This is a genomic window from Streptomyces sp. Root1310 (assembly GCF_001426425.1).
GTDB lineage: Bacteria > Actinomycetota > Actinomycetes > Streptomycetales > Streptomycetaceae > Streptomyces.
Map to the genome: position 1 here is coordinate 406,605 of NZ_LMEQ01000030.1, position 19,093 is coordinate 425,697.

The following is a 19,093-nucleotide window of genomic DNA, read 5'->3' on the forward strand; positions in this document are numbered from 1 at the left end:
GGAGCCGGGACATGGACGCCGTCGTCCGCACGACGCGGATGACCGTGTGCGATGGGCAGCGACGATGCTCTCCCGTGCGGAGAGCACGGGACATCACGCGCCCCTCCGCCCGCGGCACGGAAGCCTCGTGCGGTGCGGCAGGGTGAGTCCCGGCCCTCGTGACCGCCCCGGGCCCGGCCGCCGTCGGTCCCCGGCGACCCACTCCCGTCGGTCGTCGGCACCGCGACGGCAACCCACGGCCGAGACACCGGCAGCATTCCGCTCGACCGCCCCGCCGGAGCCGCGCCTCGCACCCCTCTCCCCGTGGGCCAGCAGCCACGCACGGCGTCCTGCGGCGCCGCGATCTGTGACATCAAGGATCGACAGGAGCTTTCCGATGCTTGTCCAGACCAGCCTGTCCGCCGAAGCCCAAGCAGAGCCCGAGGCCGAAGCCGAGCCCGAAGCCCAGGCCGAGCCTGCGGCCGAAGCCGCAGCCGAGCCCGCAGCCGACGTGCCTCCCGCGAAGGAGGTCCGCCGCCTGGACCGCGTGATCATCCGGTTCGCGGGGGACTCCGGGGACGGCATGCAACTGACGGGCGATCGCTTCACGTCGCAGACCGCGTCGTTCGGCAACGACCTCTCCACGCTGCCGGATTTCCCCGCGGAGATCCGGGCGCCGGCAGGCACGCTGCCCGGCGTGTCCTCCTTCCAGCTGCACTTCGCCGACCACGACATCCTCACGCCGGGCGACGCACCCGACGTCCTGGTCGCGATGAACCCGGCCGCCCTGAAGGCGAACCTGCCCGATGTGCCGCGCGGCGCGGAGATCATCGTCAACACCGACGAGTTCACCAAGCGCGCGCTGGCCAGGGCCGGATATCGGGCAAGCCCGCTCGAGGACGGCTCCCTGGACGGCTACCACGTGCACCCGGTTCCTCTGGGGACCCTGACAGTGGAGGCGCTGAAGGAGTTCGGACTGTCCCGCAAGGACGCCGACCGATCGAAGAACATGTTCACGCTGGGCCTGCTGTCATGGATGTACCACCGGCCCACCGACGGCACGGAGACCTTCCTGCGGAGAAAGTTCGCCAAGAAGCCCGAAATCGCCGGGGCGAACATCGCCGCCTTCCGGGCGGGCTGGAACTTCGGAGAGACGACCGAGGACTTCGCGGTCTCCTACGAGGTGGCGCCGGCCGCGAAGGCGTTCCCGCCGGGCACCTACCGTTCCATCTCCGGCAATCTGGCGCTGTCCTACGGACTGGTGGCGGCCGGCCGACGCGCCGATCTGCCGCTGTTCCTCGGCTCGTATCCGATCACGCCGGCCTCCGACATCCTGCACGAGTTGTCCCGGCACAAGAACTTCGGTGTCCGCACCTTCCAGGCCGAGGACGAGATCGCCGGCATCGGCGCCGCGCTCGGCGCGGCCTTCGGCGGCTCGCTGGGCGTGACCACGACCTCGGGCCCGGGCATCGCGCTGAAGTCGGAGACCATCGGCCTGGCGGTCTCGCTGGAACTGCCCCTGCTGATCGTGGACATCCAGCGCGGCGGCCCGTCGACCGGGCTGCCGACCAAGACCGAACAGGCGGATCTGCTGCAGGCGATGTTCGGCCGCAACGGTGAGGCGCCGTTGCCCGTGATCGCCCCGGCCACCCCGTCGGACTGCTTCACCGCCGCACTGGACGCCGCGCGCATCGCCCTGACCTACCGCACCCCCGTCATACTGCTGTCCGACGGCTGTCTCGCGAACGGCTCCGAGCCCTGGCGGATCCCCGAGACCGATGAACTGCCCGACCTGCGTGTGCAGTTCGCCACCCGGCCGAACCACACCCTGGACGACGGCACCCAGGTCTTCTGGCCCTACAAGCGCGACGAGCACACCCTGGCGCGCCCGTGGGCGATCCCCGGCACTCCCGGCCTCGAGCACCGCATCGGCGGCATCGAGAAAGCGGACGGTTCGGGCGACATCTCCTACGACCCCGCCAACCACGAACTCATGGTCCGCACCCGGCAGGCAAAGATCGACGGCATCGACGTCCCGGACATCGAGGTCGACAACCCGGGTGGCGCCGACGGTGACGGGGCGAAGCTGCTGGTCCTGGGCTGGGGCTCCACCTACGGCCCGATCACCGCCGCCGTGCGCCGTGTCCGCGCCGCGGGCCGGCGGATCGCGCAGGCCCACCTGCGGCACATCAACCCCTTCCCGGCCAACCTCGGCGAGATCCTCAACGCCTACGACAAGGTGATCATCCCCGAGATGAACACGGGTCAGCTCGCCACGCTCATCCGCGCCGAGTACCTGGTCGACGCCCGCTCCTGCACGCAGGTCAACGGCATGCCGTTCAAGGCCGAACAGCTCGCCCACGCCCTCGAGGAGGCCATGCAGCATGGCTGACACCACTGCGCAGCCACAGCCACAGACGCAGACGCCGGTGACCACCGCGCTGTCCCTGGTGCCGAAGTCCCACGGCAAACAGTCCATGAAGGACTTCAAGTCGGACCAGGAGGTGCGCTGGTGCCCCGGCTGCGGTGACTACGCCGTCCTCGCCGCCGTACAGGGCTTCATGCCCGGGCTCGGCCTGGCGAAGGAGAACATCGTCTTCGTCTCGGGCATCGGCTGCTCGTCCCGCTTCCCCTACTACATGAACACCTACGGAATGCACTCCATCCACGGCCGCGCTCCCGCCATCGCCACCGGCCTGGCCTCCTCGCGCCGTGACCTGTCCGTGTGGGTGGTCACCGGTGACGGTGACGCACTGTCCATCGGCGGCAATCACCTCATCCACGCCCTGCGCCGCAACGTCAACCTCAAGATCCTGCTCTTCAACAACCGGATCTACGGACTGACCAAGGGCCAGTACTCGCCCACCTCCGAGATCGGCAAGATCACCAAGTCGACACCCATGGGCTCCCTCGACACCCCCTTCAACCCCGTCTCCCTCGCCCTGGGGGCCGAGGCATCCTTCGTCGCGCGTACCGTCGACTCCGACCGCAACCACCTCACCGACGTCCTGCGGCAGGCCGCCGACCATCCCGGCGCGGCACTGGTGGAGATCTACCAGAACTGCAACATCTTCAACGACGGCGCCTTCGAAGTCCTCAAGGACAAGGAGCAGGCCCAGGAGGCCGTCATCCGCCTCGAGCACGGCCGGCCGATCCGCTTCGGCACGCCCCTTGCGGACGGACGAGGAGCCAAGGGCGTCGTGCGGGACCCGGCCACCGGCGACCTGAAGATCGTCGACGTCACGCCGGGCAACGAGGCGCAGATCCTTGTCCACGACGCCCACGCGGCCTCCCCGACCACGGCTTTCGCGCTCTCCCGCCTCGCCGACCCCGACACCCTGCACCACACTCCCATCGGCGTACTGCGCTCGGTCGACCGCCCGGTCTACGACAACGAGATGGCCCGACAGCTCGACACCGCCGTCGAGCAGCAGGGCAAGGGCGACCTCGCCGCCCTCCTCGCCGGCGGCGACACCTGGACCGTGCCGCCGACCCCGGTCAGCCGCCCGCAGTGACAACCCGTCATGGCAGGTCTCCGGCAGCGGACATGGGTACCGTCCCGAGCCTGCCACGCACCTGGGTGCCATCCCGAGCCTTCTCCACCACGCCGAGAGCCCGCCCCCGCTCATGGACCCGGCGCGCCAGGAGCGGCACATGCGTGGTTGACGGCAGGCGGATGCCGCACCCCCGTCAGTCAGTTCAGACAGACGGAGCCGAACACCGTGCCGCCGGACGAGCACGGTGCGGCGCCCGCCCGCTGCCGGGCCGCGGAAGAAGGGCCGCCTCAACGACACGGGCCGGGACCCGACCCCGAGGCCTTGCCCCGGAACGCCGGCCGGCTCAGGGCCTAGCGGGGCCGGCGGCCGGCTGTCGGCTGCCGTGAACACGGACGGGGACGGGGACGGGGCGCCGGCACGACACCCCCGCATCGCGGACCCCTCGATCCGGCCCCGCATTGTGGCCCCTCATCCGGCCCCTCATTGCGGGCCTCGCGACGACGGGCCGTACTGGCAGACGGCCGTCCCTCATGACAGGGCCAGGGTGAGGAGAGACGGCCGGTACCCGTGATCGTTACGCGAGAGGCACAGGGGGTACCGGGGACAGGGCGTCGATCGGTGTCGGTGCGCACGCGGAGGCGGACATGGATGCTTCAGTGGACCGGATCGCGCAGCCGTGGGGCAGCCGTACCCCGTACGGCCGGCACGAGAGGTGGCCCACGCGCGTGGACACGTATCTCGAACCGGGCGTCGGCCCGGACCAGGTGCGGCGGTGGGTACAGACCGCGTCGGTCCTGCATTCCGACGGGGACGCCATGGACATCGCGGTCGCGGACGGACGCATGGCCGGGGTACGCGGCCGGGCGGGAGACCGTGTCAACCATGGCCGGCTGGGGCCGAAGGATCTGTTCGGCTGGCAGGCGAACGCCTCACGGGACCGCCTCACCCGCCCCCTGCTCCGCGAGCGCGGGCACTTGGTGGAGTGCGACTGGGACACGGCGATGGAGCTCATCGCCGACCGGTCGCGGAAGCTGCTCGCGGAGCGGGGCCCGGGATCGATCGGGTTCTACACCAGCGGGCAGCTGTACCTCGAGGAGTACTACACGCTCGCGGTGCTGGCCCGGGCCGGGATCGGCACCAACCATCTGGACGGCAACACCCGCCTGTGCACGGCCACCGCCGCGGAAGCGCTCAAGGAGTCCTTCGGCTGCGACGGGCAGCCGGGCAGCTTCGACGACATCGACCACGCCGACGTGATCGCGCTGTTCGGGCACAACGTCGCCGAGACACAGCCCGTGCAGTGGATGCGCGTTCTCGACCGGCTGGACGGCGCCGACCCGCCCCGCCTCCTGTGCGTCGACCCGCGTCCCACCCCGGTGACCCGCCGGGCAGCCGTGCACCTGGCACCACGGCTCGGCACCAACCTCGCCCTGCTCAACGCACTCCTGCACGAGATCATCCGTACCGGCCGCGTCGACCGCGACTACCTCACGGCGCACACGGTCGGCTTCGAGGAGCTGGCCTCCCGGGTCGCGGAGTGCACCCCGCGGTGGGCGGCCCGGATCTGCGACGTACCGGCCGCCTCGATCGACGAGGCGGCGGAGCTCCTCGGCACGGCCGACCGGCTCCTGTCCACTGTCCTGCAGGGCGTCTACCAGTCCCACCAGGCGACCGCCACGGCCGTACAGATCAACAACCTGCACCTGATCCGCGGCATGCTGGGGCGACCGGGCGCCGGGGTGCTCCAGATGAACGGCCAGCCCTCCGCCCAGAACACCCGCGAGTGCGGCGCCGACGGCGACCTGCCCGCCTTCCGCAACTGGCAGAACGACGACCACGTCGCCGACCTGGCGCGGGTGTGGAACGTGGATCCGGGCACCCTCGCGCACCACGCCCCGCCCACGCACGCGATGCAGATGTTCCGCCACGCCGAGCAGGGCTCGATCCGGATGCTGTGGATCAGCGGCACCAACCCGGCGGTGTCCCTGCCCGAGCTGTCCCGCATCCGCTCGATCCTGGCGCAGGACCGCCTCTTCGTCGTCGTGCAGGACCTGTTCCGCACCGAGACCGCCCAGCTGGCCGACGTCGTCCTGCCCGCCGCGACCTGGGGCGAGAAGACCGGCACGCTCACCAACGCCGACCGTACCGTGCACCTGTGCGACAAGGCCGTCGAACCGCCCGGCGAGGCCCGGCCCGACCTGGACATCTTCCTCGACTACGCGGCCCGCATGGACTTCCGGGACAGGAACGGCCGGTCCCTGATCGGCTGGCACGACCCGGAGTCCGCCTTCGAGGCGTGGAAGGCGTGCAGCGCCGGCCGGCCCTGCGACTACACCGGCCTCACCTACGACGCGCTGCGCGGCGGCAGTGGCATCCAGTGGCCATGCAACGAGGAGTCCCCGGACGGCACGCCGCGCCTCTACACCGAAGGCATCAGCTGGGCCCGTCCCGACCTGTGCGAGAGCTACGGCAAGGACCTGGTGACCGGCGCCGCGGACGACGAGGCCGCCTACCGTGCACTCAACCCGGAGGGAAAGGCCGTGATCAGGGCCGCCGACTACCTCCCGCCGCGCGAGCTGCCGGACGAGAGGTATCCGTTCCAGCTGACCACGGGCCGCACGCTCTACCACTTCCACACGCGCACGAAGACCGCGCGGGCGCCCCAGCTGAACGCCGCCGCGCCCGACGTGTGGGTGGAAGCGGCAACCGGCGACGCCGAGGCGCTCGGACTCGCGGAAGGCGACCTGGTCGAGGTCACCACACCCCGTGGCGCCCTGCGCGGACGGCTACGGGTGACCGACATCCGCCCGGGACTGCTGTTCGTCCCCTTCCACTTCGGCTACTGGGACACCGGGGGAGGCCACGGCCCGGACGGCGACACACCCGGACGCGCGGCGAACGAGACGACGGTCACCGACTGGGACCCCGCCTCCAAGCAGCCGCTGTTCAAAACGGCCGCAGCGGCACTCCGGCTCGTCGAACGCGGCGACGGCAGCCCGGCACCCGCCCCGACCACCACCGCGTCGGCTCCCTCCCGCGCCGACACCGCACCCCCCACCACCGGAGGAACCACTGCCCTCGCCGTGTCCCGCACCGATCGCCCGGAGGCCGCCCGGTGACCCGGTGACCCGGTGAATTACAGCGGCCCACTGCTTCCCACCGCCGTGGGACTCCTTCACCTTCCCGGCCCGGCGTCGTCGTCCGAAACGGGTTAGGTGTGTGGCATGTCCATGCGCAAGGATGCCCGCATGATCAGACCCACTCGTGCGCTGCTCCCTGTTCTCCTGGTTCTCCTGCTGCCGGTCGTCCTCACAGGATGCGACGCGGACAAGAACGCCGGCGGGGCTGCCGACAGCGCCGACCTCGACGCCGCAGCGCGCGCCTGGGACGTCGCGCCGGAACTCGTCTATGTCACCGACGTCTCCGGCTACACCGTGTTCCAGCAGTCGGCCGGCGGATACGACGACGAGTTCGTCGTCGCGTACCGGTCCGAGAAGGGTGCCACCAAGTTCGGCCTCTTCGCAGGCCGCGGCACGATGACAGCGGAGAACTGCTCCGAGCAGCCGCTGGGCGAGGTCTCGGACAAGCAGGTCACCTGTGAGCACGACGGCGACGCCTGGTACCGCAAGGCAGGTGACAGCCACGAGTACGCGGTGCCCGACGGCGACGTGGTGATTCGTCTCATCGCCGACGAGGACAAGGTCGACCGTGCCACTCTGCGTAAGGCTGCCGAGGCGGTCCATCGCCCGGACGACGCCGAATTGGCGGCGCTCTTGCCCGCCACCGGGGGCGCGGACACCTGAGAGGAGGCCACGGAGTCGACCGCCGGCCCGGTTCGCGACCGGTCCCGCGACGGGCGCGGACGCGGACGCGAAAGGATCAGCGGCTCAGACGTCATGGTGCCCGCCACTCACCGCGAGATCGTGGACGAGATCCCCGTCAACCGCCGGCAGGACGGCTTGGCCTCAGGTCGCGACTCCCGGACTCGTATCGTGACCACATGCGCAACGAGCGGCACGACGAGCGGCTTTCGGACGAGGAGTTGGAGCTGTTCCTCCAGTACCTCCACAGGTTCGCGAACCATGACCTTGATCTCTTCGCCCTCATGGAGGTGGGAGACCCTGAGCATCCCGCCTACGTGTCCTTCAGCAGGAAGCCGGAAGCCGGTGTCGACCCCTCGGCCTACCGGCGGCCGTAGAGCCGTCACCACCTTGAACCGGCGCCCGGCCCTGCCGAATGCGTGTCGACGGCAGGTGACGAACTGCCGGTGGCGACGGGGAGGACTACGGACACCGACGGTTGTGCCGGCAGAGGCAGTCGGGCCGGTGTGATCCGCCGCGGCCGGCCCGAGCCGGTGCTGCACGTGAGGTGCTACGGGTAACGCGTTGCCTTGAGGGTACTCGCGGCCGGAAGCGTCCTTCAGGGAAGTTGGAGAAGACATTGGGTTTCCGTGAGTCGGGTTTCACACTGGCCTCCCGGTGCTCAGCCCGGATACTGGCCGGCCGATACCGCCTGGAGACGCTCATCGGTTCGGGCGGTGCCGCGGACGTCCATCGTGGGTTCGACTTGAGGCTGCGTCGGCCGGTGGCAGTCAAGCTGTTCCGCCCCGACACCGGTTTCGACACCGAGGAAGCCTTTCTGAGCGAGGCCATGATCCTGGCCCGGCTGCAGCATCCCGGGCTGGTCACCGCCTACGACGCCGGACGGCACCACGGTGACGCCTATCTGGTCATGCAACTGATCGAAGGCCGCACCCTCAAGGCGCGCATCGCAGACGGCCCCCTGTGTCCGGAAGCCACCGCCATGATCGGCGCCGGACTCGCCGATGCCCTGGCGCACGCGCACGAGGTGGGAATCGTCCACCGTGACGTCAAACCGTCCAACGTCATCCTGGACGCATCCGATCACCCCCACCTCACCGACTTCGGCATAGCCCGGTTGCTCGATGCCACTACACGCACCGTCACCGGCACCCTGATCGGCACGGCGGCCTATCTCTCGCCAGAACAGGTCCTGGGCCGGCGTGTCGGTCGACCGGCCGACGTCTACGCCCTGGGTCTGGTGCTTCTCGAATGCCTCACCGGCAGGCTCGAATACGACGGCGGTCCCTTGGAGGCGGCGATAGCGCGCCTTCACCGCCGACCCCGCCTCCCGGACGTCCTCCCCACGGAACTCGCCGCCCTGCTGCGCGACATGACCGCACTGGACGAGCAGGCCCGCCCGACGGCACACGACTGCGCCCGGACACTGACGGCTCTGTCCACCGCCACGGACCCCACGTTCCACCCGTCCGCAGCCCGTGCCACGAGCGTCGTCGCAAGTCGGCACCCGACAAGTGGCAGCACCAGCACCGGCACCGGTATCAGCACCGGCATCAGCACCCGCAGGACGCCACCGCCCGCCCCTGAGCAGCCCGTTGCCGAAGCGACTCCCCGTGCCGCTTCCACATCCGCTCGTACCCGGAGCCGCGTCCTGATGGCCGCGGCGACTGCCGCCCTCGCCGCCGCCATGGCCACCCTCGCCGTCGCTGACGGTTCCTCGCAGCAGGGCGCCGACAGCGAGGCGGCCCGTCCCGCCGACGGTCCGGCCGTGGCCTCCCCTTCCCCCGGCACCTCGCAAGACGGCAACGACAGCCCCGTCACATCGGTGCCACTGCCATCCGTCAGCCACAGCGACTCCGCTCCCGCACCGAGCCGTCCGGTACCGGAAAACCTGACCGGGCGATCCGTCACCAACGCGGCCCCGATGCCAGGCGCCGACGCCACAGCGGGCCCCGGGACCAAGACCGCGAGCGGACCGCCCGGTCAGGCAAAGAACAAGACGTCGACAGGCCAGGGCAACGCACAGAACGTGGAGAAGGCGACGAGAAACAAGAAGGGGTAGCTGCGCCGGCACCCAGCAGGAGCGAGGGTACGTCCATTGTGGGACGCTGCCGGCAGCATCGCCGCCATGAACGCCATCTTCACCACTCCACAGCGGCCGTTCGACATCACCGCGCTCTTCCCTCAGCTGGCTCCTCTGGCGCGCACGGCGCCCCCGGCTGCATCCGCGGCCGGGGGCGCCGACCGTGACGGCGAATTCACCTTGATCGACAGCATCGGCGGCTACGATCTCCAACTCCACGTCTGCCTGGCATCGTCACGATCACCGTCACCGTCACCGTCCAGAATATCCGCGTGAAGAATCCAAGGTCGAGTGATAGGCGCACTGCTTGCTGAGGGAGGACTTTCAGGTCGATCCCGGTAGTCGACTGGAATAGCCGTATCGCCGGAAGGTTCCATTCCGGCGGCATGCTATTTTGTGGGTGACTATTTTCAGTGGGTGAATCGCATCGGAAGGCTGGCAGGGATGTCGAACTTTCTGGACTGGCGAAACAGGATGATTCATGCCGTCTGGCGGCAGGAGGAGTCCCTCTCGGAGGAGGTTCTGGCCTGGATGTCCAAGACCTATGATGAGTTCGGCGAAATATCCGAAGTCGAATTCCTTGAACTGTGGACCATGCGAACCTTTTCCATGGCGAGATCAGCCTTTGAGGTGATCCAAGAGTCGGTACTCGATGAAACTGGGAAAAGCGTCGCGGGGGAGGAATTTTGCTACGTCAATTATTTGCGCGACCCGGAATTCGGACCGGTCGGTGTAGTTCGCTTTAAATCCGTGGAAGTCTCGACGCCGGATTGGGCGGAGGTTCTGGGTGTGGTGACGGAAGGGGTTCAGGAGTTCGTCATGGACTATTACGTAATGGTCTGGCCTGTCTGTGGCCTCCACGCCTTCGGCCTGCACGTAGATTATTTCCGTGAGACCGCGGTCTGGAAATGCAATGGAGGGCTTGCAGGCGGTCATGTGATAAGAGCGATTGATCCTTCGATTCCGGCACCACAGCCCCGGCTGAGTCACGGCTGACCACGACACCTGCGCCTTCTACGTGGTGATGCGTCGCCTCCGCGCTACGGGGTGGCGGCGGGACCCCGCATGGACCCCCTCACCTGCTGCCCGCCAGGGGCCCGGCCCCAAGGCCGTCGTAGCGCTGCCCCATGGAGAACCCACCGGCCCGTGTTGCGCTCTCGGCAAAGCTCCTCCTGGCGCCGGGAACCCGGCCCGGGTGGGCTGCGTGAACCGCTCACATGGCTTGCTCGACGCTCCAGAGCGGCAGCTGCTCGAAGAAGGTGACCGCCTCCTGCCTCCATCGTGGCCGCCAGTCGGCGGCCACCGCGGACGCCTGCCGCGCATAGCGGCGCATGTCCGCTTCCAACCTGGCCCTCACGCCTCGGCGTTCCCCGATCTCCCGGACGGCGGCGATGCTCTCCGGCGTGCAGGACGGGTCACCGTACGCGGCTTCCAGCACGCGACGCTCAGGGCCGTCGACGGCAGCCAGCAGGGCGTTGACGGTATAGCTGTGCTTGCCGTCCCGGATGTCGGCGCCGGTCGGCTTGCCCAGGGTGGCCGCGTCCCCGAACAGGTCCAGGTAGTCATCGCGCATCTGCCCGCAGATACCCAGCAGCCGCGCATAGTCGTGCAGCTCCTTCTCGAAGAGCGCCGGCTGCTCGCCCGCGGCCAGCAGCCCCAGTTGCAGGGGCGCGAGGATCGAGTAGCGGGCGGACTTGTAGTCGGCCACGCTGTGCAGAACATCCTCGTCCGGCGTGACGGCGAAGTCGCGTTCCAGATCGACGATCTGCCCCACGAACGTGTCGGCCGCCGCCCGCGTCTGCACCTCGACCATGGCCTGCCGCAACCCGACAGGCACCTTCGCCTCCAGCAGCACCCGCAAGGACAGAGCGAGTGCGAGGTCACCCGCGAGGACCGTGAGGCCGACAGCCGTATGAGGGTGGTCGGGGAACCGCTCACGGTAGGCGTAGTAGGTGGACGGTCCACCGCGGCGGACCGGACCGTCATCGATGAGATCGTCATGCACCAGACCGTGGGTCTGCAGCAACTCGATGCTCAGTGCCGCGGCGTCCAGTCCTTCGACCGGCTCGGAGGCCACCAGGCGAGCGGCTTCGTTGAGCATCACGACCCTCAGGCGTTTCCCGCCGCGCAAGGAAACAGCCCGCAGCAACTCAACGCAGTCCGGAGTGAAACGGCTGAACGACGGAGCGTCCAGCCCGGCAGCCAACGTGTCGAAGTACTCCTCGAAGAGGGTGTTGAACCGGCGCTCATGTCCAGCGACACGCTCGAGAACCTGCTCGGTCATCAGAGATCTTCCTGCCTCGGTCGGACGGCAGGACGCAGCCGCCCCGCAGCGACACGGTACTCAGGACACGCGGCAGGGCGATGCGAGGAGGCGTGGTGCGTAGCGGTGACCGGACGGGCCACGCGGAGCACGATCCGCGGGCTTCGGGAAACCTCACCGCGCAGGCCGGGGCGATCAGTAGAAGCGGCGGATGAAAACGTCCGACTTGCCGTTGGTGTCGCCCGGCACGATGTTGTCGACCGTGGAATGGAAGACCACGTCGCGCCCACCGGCGCTGACGGCGTCGGTCCCGGCCGAGGCGGGGACGTTCGAGACGATCTCGTCGGTGCCCGTCTCCAGGTCGCGCAGCAGGAGTGACGGTCCGTTCGTGTCGTGTGGGGCGTACAGCAGATAGCGGCCGGTGGGATCGATGGCCACGCCGCGGACGTTCGGCACCAGTTGGTCGGTGCCCGAGCTCTCGTCGCGGACGTAGGTGTCGGAGCCCGAGAGGTAGACGACCTTGCTGCCGTCCTTGCTGAGCTGGACGAGAGTCGCGGCCTTGACCGGGCCCTCGACCGGGCCGGAGGAGGTGCCGTCGGTCCGGTCCCACACGAAGACGTCCTCCGTCTGACCGTCCTGGTAGGCGACAAAGCGGCCGTCGCCGCTGATGGACGGCCGGGCCGAGACGGTGTGGTCGAACTCGGCGACGGTCTCCGTGGTGTCGGCGCGCCAGTCCCGTACCTCGATGCGCTGCCGGGACGGCGGTCGATTGAACGTGGCGACCTGGGCGATGTGACGGCCGTCCGCGCTCAGCGACGGCTGGCTGCAGCTGAGGCCCGGGCAGTTGACGCCGATCGTGCTTCCCGAAGTCACCTGGGCCAGGAAGGCTTTCGTGTCTCTGAACAGCAGCCCCCACAGGGCTACGAATTGCCCGTCGCCGCTGATCACCGGGCGCTGGATCGGAGGGGTGTTGGTGCTCATCTGCGTGGTCTGGCTCGTCCGCTGGTCGCGGACGAACACCCTTTCCCAGGTCACCGGGTTGGCGGGCGTGAGGTTCTTCGCCAACGACGAGAAGGCGATACGTCGGCCGTCGGACGTGATCGTGGCACCTGCGGAGTCGCCGTCGCCCTCGGTGCCGTCGGTCGCGACACTGATCCGCTCGACCCCGGCTCCGCTGTCGCTCGCGACGCCCGGCCCGGGCATGGGCTCGGCCGAAGCGGCTGCGGGCAGCACCGTCGTGACCGCGCAGACCACGACCGTGGCGCTCAAGGCGGCCCGCACACGTCTGGTGGCGCTCCGACCAGCGTTTCCCCTCATACTTTCGTTCCCCCCAAGGCAGGACATGGTCCTTCTCCCCGGTCCCTCACCGGAGGGCCACCAGCATGCAACCGTGATGGCGCTGTGGGGTCAATGCGTCGTATGACTGTCGAGAGGTGAGGTTCCGGTCTGGCGAGAGCGCGCTGATCAGTTGGCTGTGGGCCTTTGAGGCCGTGCTCGCGGCATCGCGGCAGGGTCACCACTCCCGGTCGCCGTCGTCAGGCGTGGGAGAGGGCGAAGGAGACGAGGAAGCCGCTGACGGTGATCAGGCCGATGGCCAGGTGGGCGTCGTCGAACGCTTCGGGGATCATCGTGTCCGCGACCATGGCGAGGATGGCCCCGGCCGCCACCGCGGTCACCGCGGCGATCACGGCGGGGGAGAAGGAACCGACCACCGTGTAACCGAGGACGGCCGACACCGTGCTGGCCGCCGCGATCGCCGCCCAGACACCGAAGACGTACCCCTTGGAGCGGCCGGCCTTCTTCATCCCCGCCGAACTGGACAGCCCCTCGGGAACGTTGCTGATGAACACCGCGGCCACCGTCACCAGACTGACCGCCCCGCCGTCGAGCAGGCTGACGCCGATCACCGCGGACTCCGGCACCCCGTCGAGCAGCGCGCCGAGCGCCAGCGCCGTCCCGGACCCGCCCTGCTCGGCCTCCGAGGGCTGCGCCTGCACTCGGGCGTGACCGGAACGTTTGCGATGGCGGGCGCCCCGGCGGGCCAGCCACACATTGCCGCCGGTGTAGGCGATGGCACCGATGAGGGTGCCGACGGCGGCGGGAGCAAGCCCCGCCTCCTCGTAGGCCTCCCCGACCAGTTCGAAGGACACCGCCGAGATCAGCACCCCGGCCCCGAAGGCCATCACCGTCGCGATCACCTTCTGCGGCACCCTCAGCCCGAACCCCAGCGTGGCACCGAGTAGCAGCGCCGAGCCCGCCACCAGTCCCCACAGTGCAGCTTCCACCACTTCAGCCATGCTGTCCCATCTACCCGCTGTGGATGTGGATCAACGGGCGAGGCCGGTGCGGCCTACACCCCGGGAAGGCCCGGGCCCGGGGCCCGACACCCGCCCCGCCCCGGGCGAGCATCGCCACGTTCGAGCGCGTGACCGCTCCGGCAGCCGCACCGGCAGCCGCTGCCGTGCGGCGGTCGACTCCGTGCCATGCGGCCGAGACGGTGGCGCTTCTTGAGGGTTTCGCATCCGACGGCGCGGGAGCGGTCGAAGTGTGGGCAGCGGCAGCAGTGAGCGAAAGCCGGCGAAGGGAGAGACGTCATGGCCCGGTGGACCCTGCGTCCCGATGGTGGCCGGCCTGAGGGGCGCCGATGCACACACCTCGAAACACCTGGACCGGAGCACGCACCGCAGAGCGACACATGCCGGCAGTGCGCGGCTCTCGGCCACGACTGGGTCGCCCTGCGGGTGTGCCTCACCTGCGGTCACGTGGGCTGTTGCGACAGCTCGCGCCACGGTCATGCCACCGCTCACTTCGAGTCCAGCGGACACCCGCTGATGCGCTCCGCCGAGGACGGCGACGAGTGGGCCTGGTGCTTTGTCGACGAGGTGTACCTCCAACCGCGTGACGACGGCTGAGCTGCCGACGTCGATGCCGAGGCGTCTCGGCACCCCGGCGACCTGAAGGCCGGAAGCTTGCCTGCCCGGCGATCGTCATCGGGGGATCACCTCTGGGGCGCGTATCGAGGCGTGATCGATTTGCGGGATGTGCCTTCGTGGCACGGTCCGGTCCGATAGACGGCTTTACGTGACGCGAGTGCAACTGACCGATCCGGATTGGGAGTTCAAGGCGACGCGCTGAGGTGCCGGACGCCAAGGGCGGGCAGGAGTGGAGTCAACGGTCGACCAGCCGTGGACGCGGGGCCTCACCCGTGGATTCCGCGTCGGTGTCGTCGGTGGCGACCGGGCCGCGGGGAAGCATCCGGTCCAGCCACTTCGGCAGCCACCAGTTGGTCCGGCCGAGGAGTGTCATGGTCGCCGGTACCAGCACCATGCGTACGACCGTGGCGTCGATGAAGATCGCGGTGGCCAGGCCGAGCCCGAACATTTTGGTGGAGGGGTCCTCGGCGACGGCGAAGGACAGGAAGACCGCCACCATGATGAAGGCGGCCGAGGTGATGATCCGGGCGGTGCGCGAGACGCCCTCGACGATCGCCGTGCCGTTGTCGCCGGTGCGCAGGTACTCCTCGCGTACGCGGGAGAGGAGGAACACCTCGTAGTCCATCGACAGGCCGAACAGGATGGCGAAGAGGAACATCGGGATGAACGACACGATCGGAACCGTCGCTTCCAGCCCGATGAGTGTGCCTCCCCAGCCCCACTGGAAGACCGCGACCATGATGCCGTAGGCCGCGCCGATGCTCAGCAGATTCAGCAGTACCGCCTTGAGCGGTACGAGTATCGAGCGGAAGACCAGCATCAGCAGCAGGAACGACATCGCCAGCACGGCGGCGACGAACACCGGCAGGCGTTGGCTGGTGCGTTGGCCCACATCGGACAGGCTCGCGGCGGCGCCGCCGACGTGGGCCCTGGCCGGGCCGTGCCCGATCGCCGTGGGCAGCACGTCGGTGCGCAGCCGGGCGATGGTGTCGGCCGTGGCCTTGTCCTGAGGGCTGGTGGTCGGGAACACCACGAGGGTCGCGATGCCGGTGGCCCGATCGATGTGCGTCGGCGCGACGGATGCGATGCCCGGATCCGCCGCGACCGCCCCGACGAGTCGCTCCAGCACTCCCGGATCACCGGTGGGGTCCGCGGCGATGACGAGGGGACCGTTGGTGCCCGGGCCGAACCCCTCGGCGACGAGGTCGTAGGCCCGACGCTCGGTACGGCTGTGGGGCAGTGAGCCGTCGTCGGGCAGGCCGACGCGCAGGCCGAGCACGGGCAGCGTCGCGGTCAGCAGCAGCCCCGCCGCGCCGATCGCGTACAGAACCGGGTGCCGGCTGACGTGCCCGATCCAGCGCCGCCAACCGGCGGCGGGAGCGGCGCCCGCCACCGTGTCCCGCCGCCGTGCGAGTCGGCCCAGCTTCCCGGTCCGCAGAGCCCGGCCGATCCGGCCGGCCCGGGCCAGGCGTGGGCCCGCCGCGCCGAGGAAGGCCGGCAGAAGAGTCACCGACGCGAGCACCATCGTCAGGACGACGATCGAGACGGCGAGCCCGCCCACCGTCATGAACGGCACGTTCGCGACCGCCAGGCCGAGGATCGATACGACGACGACGCCGCCGGCGAAGACCACGGGCCTCCCCGCCGTGGCCACCGCTCGTCCCGCCGCCTCGTGGGGATCGAGTCCGCGCGCGAGGTACTCCCGGTGCCTGGCGAGCACGAACAGCGCGTAGTCGATGCCCACTCCGAGCCCGACCATGCTGCCCAGTACGGGGGCGAAGGCCGGGACGTCCGTCACCCCCGCCAGTACCGTCATCGTGGCAACTCCGATGGTCAGCCCGAAGACCGCCATGCCGATCGGCAGCGCGGCGGCGACGAGCGAACCGAACGCCAGGAACAGGATCGCGGCCGCGGCGAGGAGGCCGATCAGCTCGCTCGCGCCGCCGTCGGGGTCGGAGAAGACGTAGAAGAGGTTCCCGCCCATCTCGATGCGCAGGGGCAGCTCGGCGCGCAGCCGGTCGCCGACATCGACGAGGGCGTCGAGGTCCTCGGCCGACAGCCGGCTCTGGTCGGGATACTGCACCCGGACGACTGCGATCCGCCCGTCGGCCGAGACAAGGCCGCCGCGCACGGCGGTGTCCCCGCCCGCGTCGAGTGCCCCCGCCGGGTCGCTCGTGCCGAGCACGTGCGGAAGCCGCTTCACCTCGCTCTGCAGCCGCGTCAGAGCGGTGCGCGCGCTGCCGTGGTCGAAGAACGTCGCACCGCCGTCGAGGGGGGTGACGACCACTTGGGCGGTCATCCCCTCCTGGCCTGTGCCGGCCCGCTCGATCAGTTCCGCGGCCCGTTGGGAGTCCAGCCCCGGAGCGGTCATCGAGTCCGCGGTTCGCCCGCCGAAGGCGATCGCGGCGAGGACGGCAAGCGTGGCGGCGATCAGCCATGCCGCGATCACCCGCCAGGGATGGCGGGCGGCGCTTGCGCCCAGGCGCAACAGGGCTTTCGAGAGCATCGGGTCCTCCAACCACTTCGTCGGCCGTCCTTGTACGGCCGCCGATGCCGAGGCTCGTCGCCACGGCGCTCCGCGGCATCGGCCCGCGGGCCGCGGATCCGTCGGCCCCGGGGCGGAGTCACGACCCGTCCTTTCGGCTGATGTGCGGCACGCCAAGGTCCCTAGGCTGAGAACCGTGCTCCGAGACGACTTGCGAACCCTGTGGACCGAACCCCGGCCGCCCGACGCGCCCGCCCGGGTGCGGCGGGACTGGGCGCTGCTCGCCGCAGGCCTTGCCGGTGTGGCGCTGGAGGCCACCCTGCGCGAGAACGTCGTGTGGCGGCCGGTGGCGGTGGTGTTCGCCGTATGGCTGTGCCTGTTGCTCCTGTGGCGCCGGACCCGCCCGCTGGCGATGGTGACGCTGTCGTTCGGCTCGGTGATCCTGCTTCAGGTGGCCTGGCTCGTCGCCGCACCGCGCGAGCCCGTCGGCCTGTACACCGGCGCGGTCGTGCTCGTGCTGGTGTACGCGCTGCCCCGGTGGGGATCGGGACGCGAGATCGTACTGGGCGGCGCGGTGACCCTCGCGGCCAGCGCGCTGTGTTCCGTCACGGACGAGACCCCGGTCGTCGAAAATGTCGTGGGCTTCGTCTTCCTGCTGCTGCCCGGCGTGGTCGGGGCTGCCGTGCGGTTCCGGGTGACCGCTCGCGAGCGGCAGTTGGAGCAGGTGCGCTCCCGCGAGCGCGAGCAGCTCGCCCGGGAACTGCACGACACGGTGGCCCACCACGTGTCGGCCATGGTGATCATCGCCCAGGCGGGCCGGGTGCTCGCGGGCACCGACCAGTCCGCCGCCGTCGAGGCACTGGAGGGGGTCGAGGAGGAAGGGGCGCGCACGCTGGAGGAAATGCGCGCCATGGTCGCCGCGCTGCGGGACCGCGGGGTCGGTGCCGAGCTGGCGCCCCCTGCCGGGGTCGCGGATCTGGAGCGCCTGGTGCGCACCCCGGGTGGTCGCCTCAGGGTCGACCTGGGGCTCGACGGCGAACTGGACGCGCTGCCCCCGGCCGTGGACGCGGCCGTCTACCGGATCGTGCAGGAGTCGGTGACCAACGCGCTGCGCCATGCGGTCGACGCGACCGAGCTCGTCGTTCGGGTCGCCGCGGAACGGCACACGGTACGGGTGAGCGTGCGCGACAACGGCCGGCGCACCGGCCGGGGTCGCGACGGATACGGACTTACCGGACTGCGCGAGCGCGCGACCGCGCTCGGCGGCACACTACGAGCCGGCCCGGGTACCGACCGGGGCTGGCATGTCGAAGCCGAACTGCCGAGAGCGAGGAGCGAGAGCGGTGTCCATTCGCGTCCTCGTCGCTGACGACCAGACGATCATCCGCACCGGGTTGCGGATCATGCTGAACGCCCAGCCCGGCATCGAGGTGGTCGGCGAGGCCGCCGACGGGCGCGAAGCGGTACGTCTGGCCCGCGAACTACGCCCCGACGTCTGCCTGTTCGACATCCGCATGCCCGTACTCGACGGGCTCGAGGCCACCCGGCTGGTCGCCGGCCCGGGCGTCGCCGACCCGCTGGCCGTGGTCGTCATCACCACGTTCGACCTCGACGAGTACGTCTACGGCTCACTGCGTGCCGGCGCCCGCGGATTCCTCCTCAAGGACACCGGACCGGACCTTCTGGCGCAGGCCGTACGGTCGGCGTCCGACGGTGAGGCGCTCATCGCGCCCAGCGTCACCGTCCGCCTGCTCCAGACATTCGCGGACCTGCCCGCCGGCCGGCCCGCGGCCCAGCCGGTCTCACCCGTCACCGCCCGCGAGGAGCAGGTGCTCCTCGCCGTCGCCCGCGGGCTGACCAACACCGAGATCGCCGACGCGCTGCACATCAGCCTCAGCACGGTGAAGACGCATCTGGCCAGCCTGATGGCCAAACTCGGCGCCCGCAACCGGGTCGAGATCGCGATGTGGGCCTACGAAACGCGCCGTATCCTCCCGGGAACCTGAGCCGGGTGCCGGGCCATGTCCCATGA

The 19,093-nt window shown here is 70.0% G+C and carries 15 protein-coding genes; 11 read left to right on the top strand and 4 right to left on the bottom strand.

All coding sequences use genetic code 11. From position 1 onward, the window contains the following. Positions 1 to 376: 376 nt before the first annotated feature. From ASD48_RS29040 to ASD48_RS29070, 8 genes are all read left to right on the top strand, one after another. On the top strand, positions 377 to 2,371 hold the full coding sequence (locus tag ASD48_RS29040) for a 2-oxoacid:acceptor oxidoreductase subunit alpha (protein WP_079074030.1): 1,995 nt from the start codon (positions 377 to 379) through the stop codon (positions 2,369 to 2,371). Beyond that, positions 2,364 to 3,494: a 2-oxoacid:ferredoxin oxidoreductase subunit beta gene (locus ASD48_RS29045; protein ID WP_057604706.1), complete on the top strand. Its 1,131-nt coding sequence runs from the start codon at positions 2,364 to 2,366 to the stop codon at positions 3,492 to 3,494. Before ASD48_RS29040 ends, ASD48_RS29045 begins: the two co-directional genes overlap by 8 nt. A gap of 626 nt (positions 3,495 to 4,120) precedes the next feature. Further along, positions 4,121 to 6,595, top strand: a complete 2,475-nt coding sequence (locus ASD48_RS29050) for a nitrate reductase (protein WP_057604707.1) — start codon at positions 4,121 to 4,123, stop codon at positions 6,593 to 6,595. A gap of 129 nt (positions 6,596 to 6,724) precedes the next feature. After that, positions 6,725 to 7,279 carry a hypothetical protein gene (locus ASD48_RS29055; protein ID WP_079074031.1) on the top strand — a complete coding sequence of 185 codons (555 nt, stop codon included), beginning with the start codon at positions 6,725 to 6,727 and terminating at the stop codon, positions 7,277 to 7,279. A gap of 197 nt (positions 7,280 to 7,476) precedes the next feature. Next, a complete protein-coding gene (locus ASD48_RS29060; protein ID WP_057604709.1) occupies positions 7,477 to 7,674 on the top strand; it encodes a hypothetical protein in 198 nt (65 codons plus the stop codon). Between the two features lie 242 nt (positions 7,675 to 7,916). Further along, entirely contained in the window at positions 7,917 to 9,359 is a 1,443-nt protein-coding gene (locus ASD48_RS42570) for a protein kinase (protein WP_348983239.1), read from the top strand. A 66-nt stretch (positions 9,360 to 9,425) separates the two neighbouring features. Then, complete coding sequence (locus ASD48_RS44885; protein WP_199876050.1) at positions 9,426 to 9,656, top strand: hypothetical protein; 231 nt, start codon at positions 9,426 to 9,428, stop codon at positions 9,654 to 9,656. A 141-nt stretch (positions 9,657 to 9,797) separates the two neighbouring features. Further along, on the top strand, positions 9,798 to 10,376 hold the full coding sequence (locus ASD48_RS29070; protein ID WP_157880719.1) for a hypothetical protein: 579 nt from the start codon (positions 9,798 to 9,800) through the stop codon (positions 10,374 to 10,376). A gap of 217 nt (positions 10,377 to 10,593) precedes the next feature. Here the strand turns inward: ASD48_RS29070 and ASD48_RS29075 are convergent, their stop codons facing one another. The 3 genes from ASD48_RS29075 to ASD48_RS29085 all read right to left on the bottom strand — a co-directional run bounded on the left by ASD48_RS29075 (position 10,594) and on the right by ASD48_RS29085 (position 13,940). Continuing rightward, entirely contained in the window at positions 10,594 to 11,664 is a 1,071-nt protein-coding gene (locus ASD48_RS29075) for a polyprenyl synthetase family protein (RefSeq protein ID WP_057604711.1), read from the bottom strand. Positions 11,665 to 11,838: 174 nt separating this feature from the next. Then, entirely contained in the window at positions 11,839 to 12,912 is a 1,074-nt protein-coding gene (locus tag ASD48_RS29080; protein ID WP_348983235.1) for a hypothetical protein, read from the bottom strand. 266 nt (positions 12,913 to 13,178) lie between these two features. Next, positions 13,179 to 13,940: a ZIP family zinc transporter gene (locus ASD48_RS29085; protein ID WP_057604713.1), complete on the bottom strand. Its 762-nt coding sequence runs from the start codon at positions 13,938 to 13,940 to the stop codon at positions 13,179 to 13,181. 297 nt (positions 13,941 to 14,237) lie between these two features. Between ASD48_RS29085 and ASD48_RS42575 the strand changes: the two genes are divergently transcribed. After that, a complete protein-coding gene (locus tag ASD48_RS42575; protein ID WP_079074032.1) occupies positions 14,238 to 14,555 on the top strand; it encodes a UBP-type zinc finger domain-containing protein in 318 nt (105 codons plus the stop codon). Positions 14,556 to 14,811: 256 nt separating this feature from the next. On the opposite strand, the gene ASD48_RS29090 is transcribed toward ASD48_RS42575, so the two are convergent. Then, positions 14,812 to 17,082, bottom strand: coding sequence for an MMPL family transporter (locus ASD48_RS29090; protein ID WP_057605038.1), 2,271 nt, complete (start codon positions 17,080 to 17,082; stop codon positions 14,812 to 14,814). Between the two features lie 175 nt (positions 17,083 to 17,257). On the opposite strand from ASD48_RS29090, the gene ASD48_RS29095 reads away from it, so the two are divergent. Continuing rightward, positions 17,258 to 18,430 (top strand): histidine kinase, encoded by a 1,173-nt coding sequence (locus ASD48_RS29095; protein WP_057604714.1) that lies wholly within the window; start codon positions 17,258 to 17,260, stop codon positions 18,428 to 18,430. After that, positions 18,405 to 19,067: a response regulator transcription factor gene (locus ASD48_RS29100; RefSeq protein ID WP_057604715.1), complete on the top strand. Its 663-nt coding sequence runs from the start codon at positions 18,405 to 18,407 to the stop codon at positions 19,065 to 19,067. Before ASD48_RS29095 ends, ASD48_RS29100 begins: the two co-directional genes overlap by 26 nt. Positions 19,068 to 19,093 lie beyond the last annotated feature (26 nt).